The 22,514-nt window shown below is 44.8% G+C and carries 15 protein-coding genes; 8 read left to right on the forward strand and 7 right to left on the reverse strand.

Going from position 1 to position 22,514, the window contains the following annotated elements:
* Positions 1–134: 134 nt before the first annotated feature.
* Positions 135–3,821, reverse strand: a complete 3,687-nt coding sequence (gene metH / locus NI455_RS04875) for a methionine synthase (protein WP_253112743.1) — start codon at positions 3,819–3,821, stop codon at positions 135–137.
* A gap of 536 nt (positions 3,822–4,357) precedes the next feature.
* Here metH and NI455_RS04880 point away from each other — a divergent pair.
* Entirely contained in the window at positions 4,358–5,977 is a 1,620-nt protein-coding gene (locus tag NI455_RS04880) for an inorganic phosphate transporter (protein WP_017397809.1), read from the forward strand.
* A gap of 347 nt (positions 5,978–6,324) precedes the next feature.
* Here the strand turns inward: NI455_RS04880 and NI455_RS04885 are convergent, their stop codons facing one another.
* Both NI455_RS04885 and NI455_RS04890 read right to left on the reverse strand, forming a co-directional pair.
* Complete coding sequence (locus tag NI455_RS04885) at positions 6,325–7,866, reverse strand: hypothetical protein (protein WP_253112747.1); 1,542 nt, start codon at positions 7,864–7,866, stop codon at positions 6,325–6,327.
* A 219-nt stretch (positions 7,867–8,085) separates the two neighbouring features.
* Positions 8,086–8,703, reverse strand: a complete 618-nt coding sequence (locus NI455_RS04890; protein WP_253112750.1) for a rhomboid family intramembrane serine protease — start codon at positions 8,701–8,703, stop codon at positions 8,086–8,088.
* Positions 8,704–8,861: 158 nt separating this feature from the next.
* Here NI455_RS04890 and nfuA point away from each other — a divergent pair, with 158 nt between their 5' ends.
* On the forward strand, positions 8,862–9,500 hold the full coding sequence (gene nfuA, locus NI455_RS04895) for a Fe-S biogenesis protein NfuA (protein ID WP_004279400.1): 639 nt from the start codon (positions 8,862–8,864) through the stop codon (positions 9,498–9,500).
* Positions 9,501–9,693: 193 nt separating this feature from the next.
* Complete coding sequence (locus NI455_RS04900) at positions 9,694–11,775, forward strand: TonB-dependent receptor domain-containing protein (RefSeq protein WP_253112754.1); 2,082 nt, start codon at positions 9,694–9,696, stop codon at positions 11,773–11,775.
* Positions 11,776–11,817: 42 nt separating this feature from the next.
* Here the strand turns inward: NI455_RS04900 and NI455_RS04905 are convergent, their stop codons facing one another.
* Together NI455_RS04905 and NI455_RS04910 are read right to left on the reverse strand one after the other, a co-directional pair.
* Complete coding sequence (locus NI455_RS04905) at positions 11,818–12,819, reverse strand: hypothetical protein (RefSeq protein WP_253112756.1); 1,002 nt, start codon at positions 12,817–12,819, stop codon at positions 11,818–11,820.
* A gap of 14 nt (positions 12,820–12,833) precedes the next feature.
* The gene (locus NI455_RS04910; RefSeq protein ID WP_253112759.1) at positions 12,834–13,871 is read right to left on the reverse strand and encodes an alpha/beta fold hydrolase; all 1,038 of its coding nucleotides are present in this window, start codon (positions 13,869–13,871) and stop codon (positions 12,834–12,836) included.
* A gap of 315 nt (positions 13,872–14,186) precedes the next feature.
* Between NI455_RS04910 and NI455_RS04915 the strand changes: the two genes are divergently transcribed.
* Positions 14,187–14,801, forward strand: coding sequence for a carbonic anhydrase (locus tag NI455_RS04915; protein WP_004646264.1), 615 nt, complete (start codon positions 14,187–14,189; stop codon positions 14,799–14,801).
* A 43-nt stretch (positions 14,802–14,844) separates the two neighbouring features.
* Here NI455_RS04915 and NI455_RS04920 read toward each other — a convergent pair whose 3' ends face one another.
* Positions 14,845–15,474 (reverse strand): arylesterase, encoded by a 630-nt coding sequence (locus NI455_RS04920; RefSeq protein WP_253112762.1) that lies wholly within the window; start codon positions 15,472–15,474, stop codon positions 14,845–14,847.
* Between the two features lie 11 nt (positions 15,475–15,485).
* Here NI455_RS04920 and NI455_RS04925 point away from each other — a divergent pair, with 11 nt between their 5' ends.
* Together NI455_RS04925 and NI455_RS04930 are read left to right on the forward strand one after the other, a co-directional pair.
* Positions 15,486–16,211, forward strand: coding sequence for an ABC transporter ATP-binding protein (locus NI455_RS04925; protein WP_253112765.1), 726 nt, complete (start codon positions 15,486–15,488; stop codon positions 16,209–16,211).
* 1 nt (position 16,212) lies between these two features.
* Positions 16,213–18,705 (forward strand): ABC transporter permease, encoded by a 2,493-nt coding sequence (locus NI455_RS04930; RefSeq protein ID WP_253112768.1) that lies wholly within the window; start codon positions 16,213–16,215, stop codon positions 18,703–18,705.
* Between the two features lie 32 nt (positions 18,706–18,737).
* On the opposite strand, the gene NI455_RS04935 is transcribed toward NI455_RS04930, so the two are convergent.
* The gene (locus NI455_RS04935) at positions 18,738–19,556 is read right to left on the reverse strand and encodes a rhomboid family intramembrane serine protease (protein ID WP_253112772.1); all 819 of its coding nucleotides are present in this window, start codon (positions 19,554–19,556) and stop codon (positions 18,738–18,740) included.
* Positions 19,557–19,633: 77 nt separating this feature from the next.
* On the opposite strand from NI455_RS04935, the gene mtgA reads away from it, so the two are divergent.
* Together mtgA and ppk1 are read left to right on the forward strand one after the other, a co-directional pair.
* The gene (gene mtgA / locus NI455_RS04940) at positions 19,634–20,308 is read left to right on the forward strand and encodes a monofunctional biosynthetic peptidoglycan transglycosylase (RefSeq protein WP_004279409.1); all 675 of its coding nucleotides are present in this window, start codon (positions 19,634–19,636) and stop codon (positions 20,306–20,308) included.
* Between the two features lie 112 nt (positions 20,309–20,420).
* Positions 20,421–22,502, forward strand: coding sequence for a polyphosphate kinase 1 (ppk1, locus tag NI455_RS04945; protein WP_005246972.1), 2,082 nt, complete (start codon positions 20,421–20,423; stop codon positions 22,500–22,502).
* Positions 22,503–22,514 lie beyond the last annotated feature (12 nt).

Consider the following 22,514-nt stretch of genomic DNA (forward strand, 5'->3'; position numbering starts at 1 on the left):
TAACCTAGCGACATATATGGCTCAGGATTTAGGGGGATTAAAAGATTAAAAACAAAAATCCCCTCGATTGAGGGGGATTTTTTATTCGATACGAATGGATTCTTCCCCCTTTGGAAAAGGGGGATCGAGGGGGATTACACCACAGAATCATCCAAATTCGGTGCTAACCAACGTTTCGCTTCATCTAACGTCCAACCTTTACGCTTCGCATAATCTTCCAACTGGTCGCCAGAGATTTTACCCACGTTAAAGTATTCAGTTTCAGGGTTTGCATAATAGAAACCGCTCACTGATGAAGGTGGCCACATCGCAAAGCTCGTCGTCAAGTACGTACCAATCTTGTCGGTTGTACCTAACCAATCAAAGAGTGGTGCTTTTTCAGAATGCTCAGGACAAGCAGGGTAGCCCGGTGCAGGACGAATACCGACATACTTCTCTTTGATCAATTCTTCATTTGAAAGCTGCTCATCTGCTTGGTAGCCCCAGAACTCTTTACGAATACGCTCATGTAAGTGCTCCGCAAATGCTTCTGCAAAACGGTCACCCAAGGCTTGAACCATAATTGCGTTATAGTCATCGCCTTTGGCTTTGTATTCTTGAGATAACTCTTCCGCACCGAAGATTGACACGGCAAAGCCACCCAAGTAATCCTGAGCTACATCTTTTGGCGCAATAAAGTCAGCCAGAGAGTAGTTTGCTTTGCCAGTGACTTTGTCAGACTGCTGACGTAAGTGTTCGAAGCTGTGCGTTATATTGCCTGATTCATCAGCAACGGCAACTGTATCTGCTGCTACACGGTTTGCAGGATAAATACTAAACGTCGCACGCGCATCGAAACGTTTATTCTCGATGATGTCTTTCAGCATTGCTTGCGCTTGTTCATACAAGTCACGCGCTGCTTCACCAACAACTTCATCTTCAAGGATTTTCGGGAATTTACCCGCCAAGCTCCATGAAATAAAGAACGGCGTCCAGTCAAAATATTCCACCAGAGTTTCAAGCGGATAATTTGTGAAAGTTTCTGAACCGATGAAGTTCGGCTTAACCGGTGCATTCTTGTCGAAGTCGATCTTGAAGCCGTTTTCAACCGATTCTTGATAAGACAATTTAGCCGCTTTCGGTTGCTTGTTCGCAAGACGGGTACGGATTTTTTCATAATCCGCTGCATAGTCAGCCAAAAGCTTAGGTTTCATCTCAGGAGAGAGCAACTGCGTGGCTACACCCACGGCACGCGAAGCATCTGCGGTATAAAGCACGCCATCATTATGATATTGCGGTGAGATTTTCACTGCGGTATGCGCTTTAGAAGTCGTTGCACCACCAATCATCAGTGGAATGTTAAAGCCTTTACGTTGCATTTCTTTGGCAACAAAGACCATTTCATCCAATGACGGCGTGATCAGACCAGACAAACCGATGATATCGACTTTTTCATCAATCGCAGTTTGTAGAATTTTCTCACATGGCACCATCACGCCCAGATCCACGATGTCATAACCATTACAGCCTAATACTACGCCAACGATGTTTTTACCGATGTCGTGTACGTCGCCTTTCACCGTAGCCAGCAGGATTTTACCTTTTGCTTCGGCTTGGGTTTTCTCAGCTTCAATGAACGGGTTCAACCACGCTACAGCCTGTTTCATCACGCGTGCAGATTTGACTACTTGTGGCAAGAACATTTTACCGGCACCGAACAGATCGCCGACTACGTTCATACCCGCCATCAATGGACCTTCAATCACATCCAGTGGGCGTGTAGAGTTTAAACGAGCTTCTTCAGTATCCTGGTCGATATAAGTCGTGATGCCTTTTACCAACGCATATTCAAGACGTTTTTCAACAGACTCATTACGCCACTCAAGATTTTCTTCGGCTTTTTGCGTACCACTTTGACCACGGTATTTTTCAGCAACCGCAAGTAGTTTTTCGGTTGCTTCCTGACCGCTTTCACCCTGGTTCTGGTTTAAAACAACATCTTCAACCGCTTCTTTCAATTCTTTATCGATGTCATCGTAAATCGCCATCTGACCGGCATTTACAATACCCATAGTCATGCCTTGCTGAATGGCATGGTACAGGAACACCGAGTGAATCGCTTCACGTACCGGTTCGTTACCACGGAACGAGAACGATACGTTCGACACACCACCAGAAATCATCGCATTTGGCAGGTTCTGTTTAATCCAGCCAGTCGCTTCAATAAAGTCCACACCATAGTTGTTGTGTTCTTCAATACCGGTTGCAATCGCAAAGACGTTCGGGTCAAAGATAATATCTTCGGACGGGAAGCCTACTTCATTCACCAGAACATCATATGAACGCTTACAGATTTCTTTTTTACGCGCAGCTGTATCGGCCTGACCATCTTCATCAAATGCCATCACGATGACCGCGGCACCATATTGACGGCAGAGGCGGGCACGTTCGACAAACTCGTCATGACCTTCTTTCAGGGAAATCGAGTTCACCACGGCTTTACCTTGCACACATTTCAGGCCCGCTTCGATAATCTCCCATTTAGAAGAATCCAGCATGATTGGTACGCGTGAAATATCTGGCTCAGAAGCAATCAGATTCAGGAAATGCACCATCGCACCTTGCGAATCGAGCATGCCTTCATCCATGTTGATGTCAATGATTTGTGCACCGGCTTCAACCTGTTGACGGGCAACATCAAGCGCTTCGGCGAAGTTTTCTTCACGAATCAGACGCAGGAATTTTTTCGAACCGGTGACGTTGGTACGTTCACCCACGTTCACAAACAGTGAATCTTTGGTGATGTTAAATGGCTCTAAACCGCTTAAACGGCAAGCCGGTTCAATTTCAGGAATTTGACGAGGGGTAATGCCTGCAACAGCATTTGCAATCGCGCGGATATGATCCGGCGTAGTACCACAGCAACCACCGGTAATATTAATTAAACCGCTTTCTGCAAATTCTTTAATAAATGCCGCAGTTTCTTCAGGTGTTTCATCATAACCACCAAAGGCATTTGGCAAGCCAGCGTTTGGATGTGCTGAAACAAAGGTATCGGCAACGTCAGAAACGGTTTTCACGTGTGGGCGCATCGCATCTGCACCAAGCGCACAGTTAAAGCCGATAGATAACGGCTCTGCATGGCGCATCGAGTTCCAGAAGGCTTCAGCGGTTTGACCAGTCAATGTACGACCTGATGCATCCGTGATCGTACCTGAAATCATGATTGGCAGTTCATAGCCCAATTCTTTAAAGACTTCTTTCACCGCAAAGATGGCAGCTTTGGCATTTAAAGTATCGAACACGGTTTCGATCAGGATGATGTCTGCACCACCTTCGATCAAAGCTTTGGTTGATTCAATATAATCAACTTTTAAAGCATCAAAGGTGATGTTACGGAACGCCGGGTCATTCACGTTTGGAGAAATAGAAGTGGTACGCGATGTCGGACCAATCACACCTGCCACAAAGCGTGGTTTTTCAGGCGTTGAATATTTGGCACAGGCTTCTTTGGCCAGACGCGCTGCTTCACGGTTAATTTCAGGAACGAGATCTTCCATGTGGTAATCCGACATTGAAACGCGGGTACCGTTAAAGGTGTTGGTTTCAATAATGTCGGCACCAGCTTCCAAGTAAGCTTCATGAATGCCTTGAATGATTTGTGGCTGAGTCAGTACCAGCAAATCATTATTACCTTTGAGATCATAGGCCCAGTCAGCAAAACGCTCACCACGATAATCGGCTTCTTCCAGTTTATGGCGCTGGATCATGGTACCCATCGCACCATCGATAATTAAAATTCTTTTGGCAAGAAGTTCTTTTAAAGTGGTAAGTGTAGACATTCAAACTTTCTCAGCAGAAATCAAAAAAAACGACGCTAATCTTAGCAGATTAGTTGGCTGATTTCTGCTGAGATTGCTCAGAATGATGGATAAGCATGATATGAAAATTTGATAAGTCATCTAGAAAAACAACAAGTTTTAACATCCGGATCAGAAAATATTGCAATCTCGAATCTGATTCGATGCCTTTCAGAAAGAAAACATAATCAAAAAATTAAGCTGATGCTTTCATTCATGAAATTGTCATATTGATGGCTTATGCTGTGCAAATGAAACTTTTGCTCAGCTTGATGACAGGCAGGGCGTAAATCGTTTTGGTAGCAAAATATGTTGAGTTTTTAAGCTTGAAGAAGCTAGAATCTTATCTTAAGTAAATGATTTATAAAATCAAAATCTAGTGTTTTAGACGGAATTAAACAGGACGAATAGCAGCAAGAAAATCCAAATAATTGCTTCATATGACAGCAGTTTGTCATATAATTGTCACAATTTAACTGAACAATATGGGGATTCTTGAATCCTCTATTCCTGCTTGCATGAATCCTAATCAAACTCCCGTAGATTCAGCACACGGGTCGGCTTCCCAAAAGTCGACCAATGTTCATGTGCCAACACCGAAATTTTTTATGCCGGTGTTCCTGACTCTTATTATCACTACGCTGATTTATATCGGCTTCCAGTTGTCTGCAGATTTAGCGCATGTACCGGCCTTAGGCTTGTATTCAGTTATTTTGTTAGCGACGGCACTTTTTATTGCGTTGAGCTTTGAGTTCGTCAATGGCTTCCACGATACCGCCAATGCAGTTGCCACGGTCATTTATACCAACGCACTTTCAGCTCCTGTCGCAGTGATGTGGGCCGGCTTCTGTAACTTCCTTGGGGTTATGGTGGCCAGTGGTGCGGTCGCTTACGGCATTATTGCGTTATTGCCGGTCGAGCTGATCATGAATGTCGGCTCCGGAGCAGGCTTTGCCATGGTCTTTGCCATGCTGATCGCGGCTATTCTCTGGAATCTGGGAACCTGGTTCCTCGGTATTCCAGCATCCAGTTCACATACCCTGATCGGTTCGATTCTGGGTGTGGGCATCATGAACTATATTCTGAATGCCGGTACTGGCGCTTCAGGTATAGACATGGAGCAGGTGATGAAAGTCGGTAAGGCGCTGTTATTCTCGCCTTTAATCGGTTTTGCATTTGCTGCGATTGTGTTCCTGCTGGTGAAAAAAATCTTCAAGCGTCAACTGGAACTGTTTCAGCCACCTGAAGGTAACAAACCACCACCACCATTGATTCGTGCCATGCTGATCTTTACCTGTACTGGGGTGAGCTTTGCCCATGGTTCAAATGACGGTCAAAAAGGTATGGGTCTGATCATGTTAATCCTGATCGGCTGTGTGCCGTTGGCGTACTCGCTGAACAAAAATCTGGATGTACAACATATTCAGTCTTTTGGTCAGTTATCTGCACAAACAGCGGATGTGATCTATCCAAATCATCAGGATATTCCGGATGAACAAGCTCGTGATGTGATCACCAAGTACATTCAGACCAAGGAAATTACCCCTGAAGTCGTGCCTGCATTGGCAAGCTTGACGGATCATCTGGGTGAGAAAGTCGGTAGCTATACCAGCATTAAGGATGTTCCTGAAGCTCAAGTATCTGAATTCCGTAATGACATGTATCTGAGCACTACAGCATTTAAGCGTCTGGATAAAGCAGAAGCTTTACCGGCAATGAGTGCTGCGCAGGAAAAAACAGTGGATGAATACCGTGACAATCTGGATTCATTCCTGCAATACATCCCGACCTGGGTAAAAGTGGCGACAGCCTTGGCACTTGGTCTGGGTACGATGGTCGGCTGGAAGCGTATTGTCGTGACGGTTGGTGAGCGTATTGGTAAACAGCATATGACTTATGGTCAGGGTATGTCTGCCGAACTTGTGGCAATGTCAACTATTGCAGCGGCAGATGGCTTTGGTATGCCGGTATCAACCACCCATGTATTGAACTCTGCAGTAGCAGGTACCATGGTGGCGAACAAGTCAGGTCTGAACTTCCAGATGGTGAAAACTATTCTGTCTGCCTGGATCTTTACTTTACCAGCAACGATCTGTCTGTCAGGTAGTTTGTACTGGGTACTGTTAAAAGTGTTCTAAGTTATTTAGACATAAAAAAAGCTGCTCTAGAGCAGCTTTTTTTTATGGGTGATTTTTACTTCTCCCTAACCCTCACTTGCGCTTCGTTTTAAAAGTGGTGCTTTAAAACTTGCTCAGGAGAGGGGGATTTTACGTTATATATTCAAATATGGGGATTGACGCTAAATCTTGCTCTTTTACCTGATAGAAAAGTAGCTTGTAGGCAGATATCTAACAGTTACTAAAATTTATGATGAGTGCTCCCTCTCCCTTTGGGAGATGAGAAGCACTGCTTCGCAAGGGTGAGGGGATAAACATTAAATAAAAGTTTATCTAACGTAGAAGAAGTCTCGAAAGAAGGAACTAAATTACTTCTTTAACTTACTCAACAATCCCTTTGGTAACTTCTCCGTCGCAAAACCATACAGCGCAGCAAAAGGCAGTGCGGTACGCGCCAGATAAGCAACCCGCCACAAACCACCATGATTTGCGCCATGCATCATCAATTCAAGCGGATGGTTCAGCTTCACTTCAGGATTGGCCACCGATTCTGGATTGCGAAGGTCATGAATCCACAGTGCAGCCATAATTGCATTGGTGGTTTCAGGTGCAAAGGCTTCAACATCAAACAGGCTGGCACCGTTAAATGCGGCTTTTAATAGCGGATTCTTGGTCACAGAATAGGTCGTAGTAGAAGGGGCAATATTGATGCTGACCCGCTGACCTTGAGCACGAGCTAAGGTAGCACGCCATTGCTGAATGCGTTTTGCCAGCGCATAGTTCGGGCCTTGTTCAACCACCAGACAGTCACAAATGCCATATGCTTGATCGCCAGACTGAATCAGTTCATGCGCATTTTTCTGGAAAAAGTGTTTCCGACTTAAAGTGGAAACACCTTTGGAGATGATAGCCTGTGCCTTTGAGCGTTCAGTATATTTTACTTTAGAGGCTTCAATCACCTCACTTGGAACCGCATACACATCAGTCGGCGTACACATGTACATCAGGCTGGTATTGGCTTTTTGCTGGCTGACATGCTGCATGATGGCATCCATCGCCATGGAAACACGGACATGCTTTTCACCATCAAGATAAGCAATTGCTGCCAGATCCAAATCCTGTTTGAACTGTAATAACCATTTGGCGATTTCAGGAATCTGGGTGAGCAAGTTTGCGCCCAATTTTTCTTTTAAAATATCAAGTGAAGTATCGATAGGCAGGTCTTCATTACAAGGTGCATATAGCGTGGCATTGCCTTGGTTGATGGTATCAACAATCTTGCCCCATACACGGGTATTCGGCAGATCAATCGCTACAATATTGGCTTTCCATTTCGCCAGCCAGGTCAGAGGACCGGCTTCAGATGCTGCACCAAACAGCACCGTGGTCCGATCGGAAAGATCAAACCATTCAGGATGCACCACACATTCACGCAGGGCATTGGCATGGCTGGTTTCCACAATGCCTTGGCTTTCCCAGCGCTCAATCTGCTCCAATAAGGCATCACCTTGCAGCTTTTGACCGTGGTAAGGCACATACCATTCTGGTGCCGATTTGCTATTACCTGTCAGCTTGAAGGTATGTAGTTGTTCAGCGGGCAGAGTTAAGGCATCTTGCAATACATACTTTTGACCATCACGGTAAAATTCAAAAGTCTGATGGGCCTTTGCCAATCCATTTTCGGCAATTTTCAAGCTGGCTTCAGGAGAACTCAGTCCCTGTTCGACCAGTTGCTTAAAATGTACTGTGTAGTGTTTGCGCCAGTTTTTTTCTGATTGTGCCTGTTGAGAACTGCGTGGATTTACATTGGCTAAGGCGGCTGCGATGATCGCGCGTCCTGCTTTGGAGCTACTCGGTTTTTGTTGCTGAGACTGAAGAGGAAATTGAAGACCGTCTGGTGTAGTGGACATGCAAAATATCTCGATAATGACAGTAATTAATATACAGATGTATACATTATCGCTGTAAAATTCAGTCCAAGATTGGCATTAAGTGACATCATGACTTTCTAATATATTACGAGATGTTTCAAACGAATAAGAGAGCAGCAGCTCTCTTATCCATTTTCAGCAGAAATATGAGGACTAATTCGTATATAGCCTCATTCCTTCAGTATTTAAAAAACCTGATTAAAACGGAACCTGCATCAGTTTATTCAGGAAATGCGGAATCAGGCGTGGCTCCAGAATAATCGTCATGATCACACCATAGGCTGCTCCCCATAAGTGCGCACTGTGATTAATATTGCTATTGCCTTTTTTGCCTGACCAGATGCTATAGGCTATATACAGCACAGCAAAAATAATTGCAGGAACCGGAATAAAGAACACAAAGATCAACTTCCAAGGTTCAAAAAGAATATAGGCAAACAGTACAGCCGAAACTGCACCGGAAGCGCCGAGACTAGCCCAGCGCGCATCATTTTTATGCTTCAGGTAACTTGGCAGAATCGCTGCGATCAGACCACCGAGGTAAAACAGGATAAAACCCAGGTCGTACAGATATTGACGGTAAAAGCTTTCAATCACGCTGCCAAAAAAGAACAGGGTAATCATGTTGAACAGCAGATGTGCACCATCCGCATGGATAAAACCATGCGTAATAAAGCGGTCATATTGTCCACGTTGCAGTGCCGGTGGCCAGAAAATCAGGCGATTCATCACCGTCTCTTTGGAGAAAGCAATAAATGACACAATACAGGTGATCAGAATAATGGTCACGGTATGATTAAAAGGTAAATCAAGCATATAAATGATTCTAATGGTGCCTATTTGCCAATTATCATGCCATTAAAATTGAGCTAAAGTTGTACTTTTATAATAAATCCGACAATTTTAGTTGATTTTTAAAAATTACCCCGCATCTTCAGTTAAAATGGCCGCTTGAGCTTGAGGAAATTATTGTTATGTCGACTGAGAACAGCAGCACTCCAGTTGTTGGTGAAATTCCCAACTTATTGATTACACCAACAGCACAAGAGTATTTAAAGGATCTACTGGATAAACAGAACACCCCGGGTATTGGTGTGCGTGTTTTTGTAGAGCATCCGGGTACTCCTCGCGCTGAATGTTGCATGGCCTATAGTGCACCTGATGAAGTTGTACCGACAGATTATAAGCAGGAATATCCTGATTTCCCTGCTTTTATCGACTCGCCATCTATTCCGTATTTACTTGATGCCGTGATTGATTACAACAAAGACCGTTTTGGTGGTCAGTTGACTTTCCGTGCACCGAACTCCAAAGTGCCACGCGTGGGTCCAGATGCATCGGTAGAAGAGCGCATTACCTATGTCTTGCAGTCTGAAATTAACCCGGGTCTGGCAGGCCATGGCGGTAACTGTGCACTAGTCGAAGTCAAAGAAGACCCTGAAAAAGGTTTAACCGCTGTCCTTAAATTTGGTGGTGGTTGCCAGGGCTGTTCAGCGATTGATATTACTTTGAAGCAAGGTGTTGAAACCACATTAAAACAACATGTACCAGAGTTAATGCATGTCGTTGATGAAACGGATCATAGTCAGTCTGAAGGTGCGTATATGAAATAAGCTGTTCTATATAACAGTTTATTTATCGCATTTTAAAAAACCTCGAAATTTCGAGGTTTTTTTATTTCTGGGTTAAAAACAAGTGAATGTTAATGATAATAATTATCAATAGTAATTGCATTCAATTGAAAAGCTGTTACACTTCGCAACCGAATAAACATGATCTCTTCATAAATATTGGGGCGCGCAAGGTATGAATAAGCCATTCTTAAAAACAACTTTAGCTTTTGCAGTATTCACAGCAATGACTGTTTCAGTACAAGCGCAAGACCGAGTTACTGAAGAAAAAAAGGAAGTAGTACAGGCTGATGCGACTAAGTTACAAACGATTGTCGTGACCGCAACAGGTTATGAGCAAGATTTGGCTAAAGCACCAGCTTCCATTACTGTGATTGATCGTGAAGAATTAGATAAACGTGAATATAACGACATTACTGATGTACTGCGTAATACGCCCGGGGTAGTGGTTTCAGGTGCAGGTTCTGCACAGACCATCAGTATTCGTGGTATGAGTTCAAACTACACCTTGTTTCTTGTAGATGGTAAGCGTCAATATGGCAAGGATGTCAATCCGAATGGAGACGATGGAGGTTTTGAGAAAAATATTCTGCCACCTATTTCAGCAATTGAACGTATTGAAGTGATCCGTGGACCAGCGTCTACACTCTATGGTACGGATGCTATGGGCGGGGTAGTTAATATTATTACCAAAAAAGTGTCGGATGAATGGTCTGGTCATGTCGAATTAGGAACCACAATTCAGGATAGTAGCCGTTCAGGTGATATTAAAAATGGTTCTGCATATCTTTCGGGTCCTTTAATTGCAGACAAGCTGGGCTTGCAGCTGGCAGTCAATAAGCAGGAACGTAATGAAGATCATTATGTTGGCGGCTTCCGTGGGACAGAACGTGAAAGCTTAAATTCACGTCTGACCTATGCCATTAATGATGATCATGATGTACAAGTTGAAGCTAATTTCGTGCAGCAGGAATCAACTACGTCTGTAGGGGAAACGGTAGCACCTGCTCAAGGTGCTGCAGATTCATTCTCGCGTAATTATCGTAATGTTTATTCCTTAACCCATAATGGCCGTTATAGCGATAACTTAGACAGTTCATCTTATATTCAATATGAAAATTCAAAAAATCCAGATCGTGGCAATACGGAACTCGGCACCAAAGGGATTACCCTGGATACTTGGACAGCGAACAGTCAATGGAACTTAGCCTTAGGTGATCATACGCTGTCATTCGGGGGATATCTTAAAGATGAAAAACTGGTCGATAAAGCGACTAACCGGAATCCTAATGCACCTGAATTTAGTGAATTAACACGTTGGTCTGCTGCCGCTTTCCTTGAAGACACCTGGAGTATTACGGATCGTTTCGACTTAACCGCCGGCTTACGTTATGATCATGATGAAAACTATAGTGGCCATTTATCGCCACGACTGTATGGGGTGTACGCGGTAAATGATAACTTTGTAGTAAAAGGTGGTGTGGCTACAGGTTATAAACAGCCTGATATTCGTGCAGCCACAGAAGGTTTCTATAGCGTCACGGGTGGCGGTGGTTCACCCTTAGCAACAGGCCGTGGCATTATTCGTGCCAATCCGGACTTGGAGCCTGAATCAAGCGTATCCACTGAATTAGGTTTCAACTGGAAAAATGATTATATCAATACATCGCTGACTGGCTTTATCACTAAATATGAAGATCGTATTACGGAAGTTCGTGCCTGTGAAACCGATACTGATGGCACCACAACAAACCGTAATAACTGGAAGAATTGGAAATGTTTCGAAGGGGATATTCCATTCTACTTTATTAGTGAACGGATTAATGTGGATGAAGCAGAAATTCGCGGTATAGAAGCAACCGTAGAAGCCAGTCTGAATGACTACACAACATTGACTGCAAACTATACCTATACCGATTCAGAGTTTAGATCGGGTGCTTTTAAAGGTCAGCCGCTGAACCAGATGCCGGAACACATGTTTAATATTGGTGTGGATTATGAGCTAAATGATGCACTCAATGTATGGAGCCGCTTGCACCATCGTTCTGAAACCTCTGCTTACTTGAGCCGTACATCTATGGCTCAGCCAAACCCAGGTTACCAATTTGTAGATGTCGGCTTTAACTATAAATTCAGTCCGAATCTAACAGGTAAATTTGGTGTCTATAACCTACTGGATGAAAAAGCTGAAGATATTGATGGTGATCAACTATTGGATGGTCGTCGTTACGGTATCAGTCTGAATGCAAAATTCTAAGCAAATGAAAATATAAAAAGCCGCTATAAAGCGGCTTTTTATTTAAATCTTAAGAATTTTCAAAGTATCTGCATGGTAATAAAATTGTGCCAGATATTTGCGCGCACGTTCACGTAAATGGCCTTGAGAAACCATCTGCTGAATTACCGGGCTGAGCAGTTGCTGCAATTCATTCTGAATTAGCGCTTCATCAATATTCAGATCACGTAATAACTGATCAAAAGTATGTTCCTGATTGCGGACATACCAGGTATGAATTCCGTCATGCACTTGCTGTTTCAGGTAGTCCGTTTGACGCAGATGATCCCAGATTTCATGACCTAAGCCGACCGTCTGATTCAGGTCTTGCAGTTCAATATAGTTCTTCAAGACCGATACCGGCATATCTTTGATTTTATGCCAGAGATTGGCCTGAAAATGATAGAGTTTCTCGTCGTCAAAATGCTGGTTCAGCACATGCTCACTCATCTGGCTGAGCTTTAGAATGTTTTTTTGCAGATAACGCGCAATGGTGCTATCGAGGTTGGTATCGGTGACATTTTCCAAAACGGATTTGCCCATTTTCATAAAGCGGGAAACCCCGGGTACGCTTTTGGCAATCATGGAGTTATCCAGATAATCCTGAATGGAATGCTGGACCAATTGCGTAATCATGGCGGAAAAAGCCGGATTATTTACCACCGTTTTAATCAGGCGCTGACGATGACCACTTTTACTTGCCACATACTGGGCGATTTTATCGACGGTCAGCACCGGAATCACATCGGCAATCGTGGTGGTATCATTGGCCGGATGCACCAATGCAAAACGGATATGCTCGGCAATCTGTTCAATCAGAAAGCTGCTGGCGGCGGTACCCAGAATCTGTTTTTGCAAAAGCTGATTGATCAGTTCACAACTCCACAGCTCTTTTAGCATCTGTTTACGCAGCCACAAATAAAATGCATGAAACTCGCTTTGAATCGTTTCAGATTGAGAAAATGCCTGATCGAGAAAATCAAGTTGAGCATCGATCAACTGCTCAATCATCGGGTGTTTCTGCATAGCATCTCTGAAACTTAATTTAAAGGAATGAGTTTATCAGCAAGCGGGTTTTTTAGGGTCTGTGTCTTGGCCAGAAAAGGCAAATAATGTTGTGCAACCTGTTTTTCTGCTTCAAGAATCGGCATATGCCCGACATTATTTAGAATCACAGGTTTTTCGGCACGTTTCAGCAGGGCATGTAGTTCTTTGACTACTTCGACATTAATGATCCGATCCTGTCTGCCCCATAAAATCAAGGTGGGTGCTTCTACCGTGCGGGTCAGGCGGGCAAAGGTTTCCGGTGTATAAATCCGGTTTAGCATCACCACTTGGTCAATCGATTTACTGGTTTGTTCAGCGCGTGAAATCAGCAGTTTTTCCTGTGCATGCCGCAACTGATAAGGAATCACCGGTGGGTTCTGCATCAGCTGTTTGGAAACATCTTGCAGATCACCGGGTTTGCTGACGATCAGATCTTTTAAGGCTTGTGGGTCTTTGGTATAGGGCGTATTCCCCATTTTGTAAAGACCAGCACTATTAATGAGAAATAGACTCTGAGTATCGAAAGGGTATTGCGAGGCATACACCGTAGCAATCGAGCCGCCCAAGGAATGTCCGGCAATATGTAAATTCTCATCCACATTTAAGGTTTCAATAAATAGACGTAGCTGGGAGGTCACATTGGGCACAGAAACATCAAAATTGTCCGGAACTTTGGTATCGCCATTGCTCGGCAGATCCGGAATAATGACATGATAATAGGGCGTCAGAAACTGGGCGACCCGGTTCCAGTTGTCGCGCGTGCCGGCCAGACCATGAATCAGTAGAATGGATGGTTTGTTCTTGGTACCGCCTTCGCTATAACTCCAGGTGACCTCGCCAATTTTGAGGGTCTTGGATTTGAGACCGGCAAGGCTGCGTTCTTGCAACAGATGCTGCTGCAAGACTTTGGCAGATGTTTCATTTTTCTGGCTAAACAGTATTTGAGCATGTGTCAGGCCCGGTAATGCCATGCTTAAGGCAACCACGGCTGAACAAATCATTTTCGAGCGCAATTTTATTATTTTCTTCATTTGCCATTCCCCAAAACAAACCCAGTGAGCAAATTGCTCAATTAAAATACTTCCATGTTATAAATTTGCAATTTTCATTCAAATAAAAACATTATTCCTCATTCTATTTTAAATCAATCCTTGCGCTTGTCACCCATTAGTTTTTTGCTAGATTGCATTAAATGACTATAAAATGTGATGTATTTCGCATAAATTTCCTGCAGAAATGAAATTAGATAAATGCTAAAAATTTAATCAGCTAAGATTTTTTGCAAGTGACATTCAAAAAAACTGACAGTAAGATATTGCAACTAAAACCATCGGTGATAGAAAAGAATGCTCACAGCTCAAGAAGCTTTAGAACGTCTTAGACAGGGTAACCAACGTTTTGTCAGTGGCGATACCACGCATCCAAAACAACTTAGCCACCAACAGCGCGCAGAAATGGCAGAGGATCAGAATCCGTTTGCGATTGTCTTGGGATGTTCAGATTCGCGCGTTCCAGCCGAAATGGTTTTTGATCAGGGTCTCGGCGATCTTTTTGTGATTCGTGTTGCAGGTAATATTGTTGCACCCTCACAGGTCGGCAGTGTTGAATTTGCCGCGGCACGTTATGATTGCGCGATTGTGGTGGTGTTAGGTCACAGTCACTGTGGTGCGATTAAAGCCACCATTGATACCTTGATGTGCCCGGATTGCCCGCCATCGGCAAACCTGATGTCGATTGTGAACCGCGTACGCCCTTCAGTTGAAACCTTAATGCAGACTGAACTGAAAAATGACTTGGCAAAATTGTCCAAGCATGCAGTACGTTCCAACGTATTTGCTTCGGTGAATCAGTTGCGTCATGGTTCAGCCGTTCTGGAAAACCTGATTGGACAAGGAAAATTAAAAGTCGTCGGTGCTGAATATTCACTGGAAACTGGTGAAGTGACCTTCTTTGATTTCTAATCACGATTCATCTAAATACATTCTAAAATAAGTTAAAGGCGCTTTATAAAGCGCCTTTAATGTATGGATAAGCATTATTTAACAGGATCGTCTGTGCTTTAGCATTTGGATGAATCAGATCCTTTTGCATCAGGGTTTTATTGCCGGCTACACCTTGCATAAAGAAGGGCAATAACTTCACCTTATATTGCTGACTCACCACTTTATAATTATTTTCAAAAGCCTTGCTATAGGCCTGCCCGTAATTAGGCGGCATTTTTATACCAAAGACGACGACCTTGGCCTTGGCTTTCTGGCTCTGCTGAATCAGGCTGGCTAAATTTTTTTGAATCATTTGCGGTGGTTGTCCACGCAAGCCATCATTGCCACCTAACTCAATCACCACAAGGTCTGGACGATGCGTCTGTAACAGTTTAGGTAGTCTGGCCAGTGCTCCGCTGGTGGTTTCGCCACTGACACTTGCATTGACCACTTTATGCTGTTTCGGATACTGTTGCTCTAAACGCTTTTGTAATAAATGTACCCAACCCTGCTGGGGCTGGATACCATAACCTGCACTTAAACTATCACCTAAAATCATAATTGTCTTTGCTGAGACCCCGAGTGGTATCAGGCACAGACTGAGCAAAAAAAAGTAAGGCAATAGCCGAGTTTTCTGATTAAGATCTTTCATATAGGACACGTATGATTCAAAGCAGCAACGATTCGACCATCATGCCACAGGCTATTATTTCTGCCCAGAAATTGACACAAAAGATACAACTTTCACAAAAACAGCTCACCATTTTTGAGGATCTTGATCTGGATATTCAGGCCGGAGAACAAGTGGCTATTACCGGTCGTTCCGGTTCCGGAAAATCCACATTACTGGGTATTCTGGCGACACTGGATCAGGCAAGTTCAGGTCAGCTTATGGTCTGTGGTGAATTGGTGTCAAGTCTGGATGAAGAACAGCGTGCACTGGTGCGTTTGAAAAATATCGGCTTTGTCTTTCAGTCTTTTCAGCTGTTGCCGCATCTGACTGCACTTGAAAATGTGATGCTGCCACTGCGCCTGCAACCCGATTTTAAATATGCAGAAGCCGAGCAAAAAGCCTTGGCACTACTGCATAAAGTAGGGCTGGATCGACAGGCGCAGCAAACCCCAAAAGTATTGTCCGGGGGGGAGCAGCAACGTGTAGCCATCGCTCGTGCACTGGTTAGTGAACCAAAAATCATTTTTGCCGATGAACCCACGGGTAACCTCGACGGCGAAACTGCCAAAGAAATTGAACAACTACTCTTTCAACTGAATGGGGAACTGGGGACGACTTTGGTGCTGGTCACGCATGACCGCAAATTGGCGCAGCAGTGTCAGCGGCATTTTGAACTGCTGAATGGCGAGCTGATTGAACATCCGAATGGAGGATGAAATGAATCCATTATTTCGTCCTTTACTGACGCAAAGCTTTAAAACGACCGGGATTTATCTACTGATTATTGCCTTAACGCTGGCGATCAGTGCGACTACTGCACTCAAGTTTAGTAACGAGCAAATCCAAAATGCAGTCGCCTTACAGGCAGCAGAAATGCTGGCTGGTGATCTGGTGCTTTCAGATAATGAGCCTTTGCCAAAGCAGTGGCGTGATCAGGCCAAGCAGCTGGATTTAAAGCAGTCAGAAGTCACTTTCTTTAGCAGTATGGCCTATACCGATGCGCAGTTTGTGATGGTCAATGTCAAAGCCATAGATCAGGCTTTTCCTTTGCGTGGTGAACTGCGGGTGCAACCGGCAAAAAAATCGATTCAGTCTGGTGAAATCTGGCTCAGTCCACGAGCCATGGATTTGCTCAAAGTCAAACTGGGGGATCAGCTCAATATTGCCGATGCGGCGTTTAAAGTCACCGCCAAGATTGAACAAGACTCCAATCAGGAGCTTGGATTTTCCGGTTTTTCACCGACCGTAATTATTTCTCAGGCAGATGTCGCACGAACCAATGCCATTCAGGTGGGGAGCCGGATTGAATATCGCTTACTCATGGCTGGCCGTCCAGACGATACCCAACAATATGAGACCTTATTCAAGCAGCAGGTCAAGTCAGCAAACGGCTCGGCTGAAACGCCAGCGGAAGTACAAGGACAGGAGTTTGAGGAGCAAAGCAGTCTCAGGTTACGCAATGCCAGTGAAGGCAATACCCGTTTGATGAAGCCGATTGCTAATCTGGACACTTTCCTGCAACTGGCCAATATTCTGACCATTCTATTATGTGGGATTGCCATTGCTTTAACCGCGCAGCGTTATGTGCAGCAGAATCAGGATCATATTGCCTTGATGCGTTGTATCGGTGCGACCAAGCCGCAGATTCTATCGGCTTATCTGGCTTTACTCGGGATGGTGCTGTTGATTGCCATGCTAATTGGTACTGTGGTCGGGATCAGTCTGGGTTATGGACTGTTGCAATTGATGTTGCAGCTGATTCCAAATTTGCAGATTGAATTTTCCGCTATCGCGATGTTGCTCGGACCATTGCCGGTCGCGATGCTGACCAGTGCCGTGGTGCTACTCGGCTTTGTCATGCCAAGCTTGTTGCAATTGCTAAATACACCGCCGATTCGGGTGATTCGCCAGCAAGAAAAATCAGTACAGTCCATGCTGTGGATGCTGCTGACTGGAACGCTCAGCCTGATTATCTTTAGTGTGATTTTGACCGAAAACTTGCTGCTGACCGCCTGGGTGATTGGCGCGATTATTGTGTTATGTGCAGTGCTGTATCTGACGGTATGGGGGGTGTTGAAACTGCTGCGGAATATGAAGCTGAATCTGTCAGCCTATGTACGCACGCCTTCTCAGACCGCCTTGCAGATTACGGCTTTAGCCTTGGGCTTGAGCCTGATTACAGTATTGGCCGTCTTGCGTACCGATCTGCTGGAGCGCTGGCAGCAACAGTTACCGGAAGGTACACCGAACCAGTTCGTTTACGGTTTACCGCCTTTTGAGATGCCAGCCCTGAAAGCCCAACTTGAGCAGAATGGCTGGAAAAGCACACCACTGTATCCAAATGTCCGTGGGCGTCTGGTCGCCAAAAATGATCAGCCTTTTGCCGAGGAACTGGTGAAAAGTAGCAATACCTTAAGACGTGAACTGAATCTGACCCAGTCAAACCGCTATCCTCAAGATAATGTGATTGTTAGTGGTGACGCGGCTTTAAAGCAGGTCGGCACTGTATCGGTCGAAGCCAATACTGCCGAAGAGCTAGGGATCAAGATTGGAGATAAACTCAGTTTCAGTCTGCCTGAAGGCATACTGGAAGCTAAAGTCGTTAATCTAAGAACCGTCGAGTGGGAAAGTTTTAGTCCCAACTTCTTCTTTATCTTTGCACCTAATACCCTGGATGCCAATGCCGGCAGTTATCTGGGCAGTTTTTATGTCCCGGAGGTAGATAAGGGCAAGCTGGTGTCTGTGATCCAGCAATTTTCCAACACGGTGTTTATTGATGTCAGCCTGATTCTGGAAGAGATCAAACGCATTGTGAATGTGCTAGTGCAAATCGTGACCATTCTAGCAGTACTGGTCAGCATTTCCGGTTTTCTGGTACTGATGGCCTGTCTGAACCTGTTGATGGATGAACGCAAACGTGAAGTGGCTTTGCTACGATCATTCGGTAGTTCCAAGCAGAAACTGAAAACCATGATGAGTCTGGAAATTGGTTTTATCGGACTGTTTGCCGGAATTGTTTCCTGCCTGTTTGCCGAAGTGATCAGCGCGATTGCCAGCTATAAAATGGATTTGATGATTCAGCCACATTGGGAAATCTGGATTATCCTGCCAATCTTTATGACCGCTTTATGTGCGCTGATTGGCCGTTATCGCCTGAGTTATCTGTCAGAGATTCCGCCCTTACAAAGCTTGCGCGAGATGAATCAATAAGATTCATCTCCGTGGTTTTAACTGGCTGAGAGTTAAAGTTTTAGTTGCTGTTGCATCATTTCCAGAATCTCTTGCCACAGTGGGCGAATGGGTTCGAGTAAGGCCAAGTTATGTTGATAAAGCAGCACACAAATGCCGAAACCGACAAGCAGGGCAATCAGATTGAACAGGTGGCTACGCTGCATTTTTTGACCGATGTACCAGAGCAAGGTGAGAAAAGCACCCATCAGCATGCCGCCAATATGTGCGGCATTGTTGATTCCGCTGATCATAAAGCCTAGCGCGAGGTTTAGACCCATCATCATCACCAGGGTTTTTTTATCGAGAATAAAACGTTGCTGTGGCAGCATTGGCAATAAGGCTAGCACTGTCAGTGAAGCCCCGAGTCCCATCACAGCACCAGATGCGCCGGCACTGACCGCAGGCAATAAATCCGGATTGGCCACACCGCCTTCGATCAGGCTATAGCTGTCTTGAATGTTCATATAGCCACTGAGCAGGCTGCCCATTAATCCGGCACACACATACAGGCCAATAAAATACATCCGGCCAAACAGCTGTTCGGCAACACTACCAAAAATATACAAGGCCCACATATTCAACATCAGGTGAATCAGGCCAAAATGAAAAAACATGCTGCTAAACAAGCGCATGGGTTCCGCTAAATAGGTTAAAGGTGCATAATCGGCACCCCAGAGAATAGCGTCTCGGGTACTCGGCTGGCTAACATCCATGCCATGCATGGCTTGCCAGCCAAATAATCCAACATTGATCCCGATTAAAATGGCGGTGATCCACCAGAGATGCATTTCAAGTTTGCGATGTTCGACAGGGGGAGAGTATTCAGACATGCTATTTTTTTGCTGTGATTGTATATTTCGAATAAGCTTAACACGAAAAATTAAATTTTCAGGAGTAACGCACTGACATGAAAGCCTTTCTGATCCGCACGATGCTTGTCATCGTCAGTGTGATTCTACTGGTTCAATTGTGGATCTTTGCTAGTCTGGCCTGGTGGCGAACCAATCCGGTGAACACCACCATGATGATGCGGATTGATTACTGGACAGAACCTTCCAAAGCGATTCAGCATCAGTGGCGTCCTTATGACGAAATCAGCCTGAATCTGAAACGTGCCATCGTCACTGCGGAAGATGGAAAATTTATTCATCACCATGGTTTTGACTGGGACGGAATTCAAACTGCGCTGAATAAAAACAGAAATCAGGGCCGTGTAGTGGCCGGTGGTTCGACAATCTCCCAGCAATTGGCGAAAAACCTGTTCCTCGTCAACAAGCGTTCATTTGTGCGTAAAGGTCAGGAGGCGGTCGCGACCTGGATGATGGAGCGCATGTGGTCGAAAGAACGGATTCTGGAAGTCTATTTAAACTCGATCGAGTTCGGGGACAATATTTACGGCGTTGAAGCGGCGGCCAAACATTATTTCGGTAAAACCGCGCAAAGCCTGACCCGCGATCAAGCCATCTTTCTGGCGGCCATTTTGACCAATCCGAAATATTTCCAGGATCATCGCAATTCCTCTGCATTAAATGCACGTAAACGGATGATTCAGCGCTATATGCGTTATGCAGAATTACCTTAATTGATGATTTGAAGAGAAAGCCCAATTATTTGGGCTTTTTTTTATGAAATTGTCATCAATTTGAAGCATACTTGGAGCGATAAGCACAATTTTAAATCCGCATAGGTTTGATATGAATACGGCAGCCAGCACAACTTCAGCACAGCCCGAATATACATATAATGATCGTTATATTAATCGCGAACTGTCTATCCTAGACTTCCATTTACGTGTCCTGGAACAGGCTGTCGATCCTTTACATCCATTGCTCGAACGCATGAATTTCCTGTTGATTTTCTCACGTAATCTGGACGAGTTTTTTGAAATCCGGGTCGCCGGGATGATGGAACAACTGGATCTGGATAATGAAAGCCGGAGTCCGGATGGCTTGACTCCAAAGCAGGTTTTAGAACAGATTTCTAAAACCGCACATGCTGCCATTGAACGTCAATACCGTATTTTAAATGAAGAAATTTTGCCAAAACTGCGTGAGGAAGATATTTGCTTCTTGCGCCGTGGTGAATTGACCCCAGCGCAATCTGCCTGGATTAAAAAATATTTTCAGGAGCAGGTTGCGCCGGTTCTCACGCCGATCAGCCTAGACCCAGCGCATCCATTCCCGCGGCTGGTGAATAAATCACTGAACTTTATTGTGACACTGGAAGGCAAAGACGCCTTTGGCCGTCAGATTGATCTGGCTGTGGTGCCTGCACCGCGTTCACTGCCACGCGTAGTGCGTTTACCGGATGAACTGACCGATGGAAAAGAACATCATGTGATGCTGTCGGCGATTATTCATGAGCATGTGTCTGATCTGTTCCCTGGGATGACGGCGACTGGCTGTTATCAGTTCCGTGTTACCCGAAATGCCGATTTAGCCTTGAATGAAGATGTTGAAGATCTAGCCAAGGCACTCAAAGGCGAACTCAGTTCACGCCGTTTTGGCCGCGCCGTGCGTCTGGAAGTGACAGAAAATTGTCCGCAGCATATTTATGAATATCTACTGAATGAATTTGATCTGGACGACGAGCAGCTTTATAAAGTCGCGGGCCCGGTCAATCTGGCACGTTTGCTATCTAACTTTAAACGTCCGCATTTACGTTATGACTCGCATACTCCCATCATTCCTAAAGTACTGAAAAAATCTGAAAATATTTTTAGTGCAATGCAGAAGCAAGATATTCTGCTGCATCATCCCTTTGAATCTTTTGCTCCGGTCATTTCATTATTACGTGAAGCGGCACGCGATCCGCAAGTACTGGCGATCAAGCAAACCTTGTACCGTAGTGGACCAGATTCTGAAATTGTCCAAGTGCTGGCTGAAGCTGCCCGCAATGGCAAGGAAGTCACCGCAGTGATTGAATTGCGTGCGCGTTTCGATGAAGAATCCAATATTGCAGTGGCCAATGTCCTGCAAGAAGCCGGTGCGGTCGTGGTCTACGGCATTGTCGGTTACAAGACTCACGCCAAGATGATTCTGGTGGTGCGCCGGGAAAATAACAAACTGGTGCGCTATGTGCATCTGGGCACCGGTAATTATCACGCCGGCAATGCGCGAATTTATACCGATTATGGTCTGTTAACGACGGATAAAGATCTTTGTGAAGATGTGCATCGTATTTTCCAGGAACTGACCGGTATGGGGAAAATGGCCAAGCTGAAAAAGCTACTGCATGCGCCATTTACCTTACATGCCCAGTTACTGAACTATATTGATAATGAAATTGCTTATGCTCAGGCAGGGAAACCGGCGCAGATCATTGTCAAAGTCAATGCGCTGACCGAAATGCAATTAATTAATAAACTCTATGAGGCTTCTCAGGCCGGGGTACAGATTGACCTGATTATTCGCTCGATTTGCAGTTTGCGTCCGGGGTTGCCGGGTCTGTCGGAAAATATCCGGGTGCGTTCAATTGTCGGACGTTTCCTGGAACATACCCGCGTGTATTATTTCAGCAATAATGGCAATTCACGTATTTACTGTTCAAGTGCAGACTGGATGGATCGTAACCTGTTTAATCGGGTCGAGGCCTGTTTCCCGGTCGAAGATGAAGCCTTGAAAAAACGCATCTATCAACAAGGTCTGTTGAATTACCTGAAAGACAACCAGCAATCCTGGTTATTGCAAGGTGATGGTACCTGGCTGCGGGCACAGCCAAAAGAAGGTGAAAAACCGCATAATGCACAACGTATTCTGTTAGAGCTGTTTAAATAAGTTTAAGTATGT

The sequence above is a fragment of the Acinetobacter lwoffii genome (assembly GCF_024129435.1).
GTDB lineage: Bacteria > Pseudomonadota > Gammaproteobacteria > Pseudomonadales > Moraxellaceae > Acinetobacter > Acinetobacter lwoffii_F.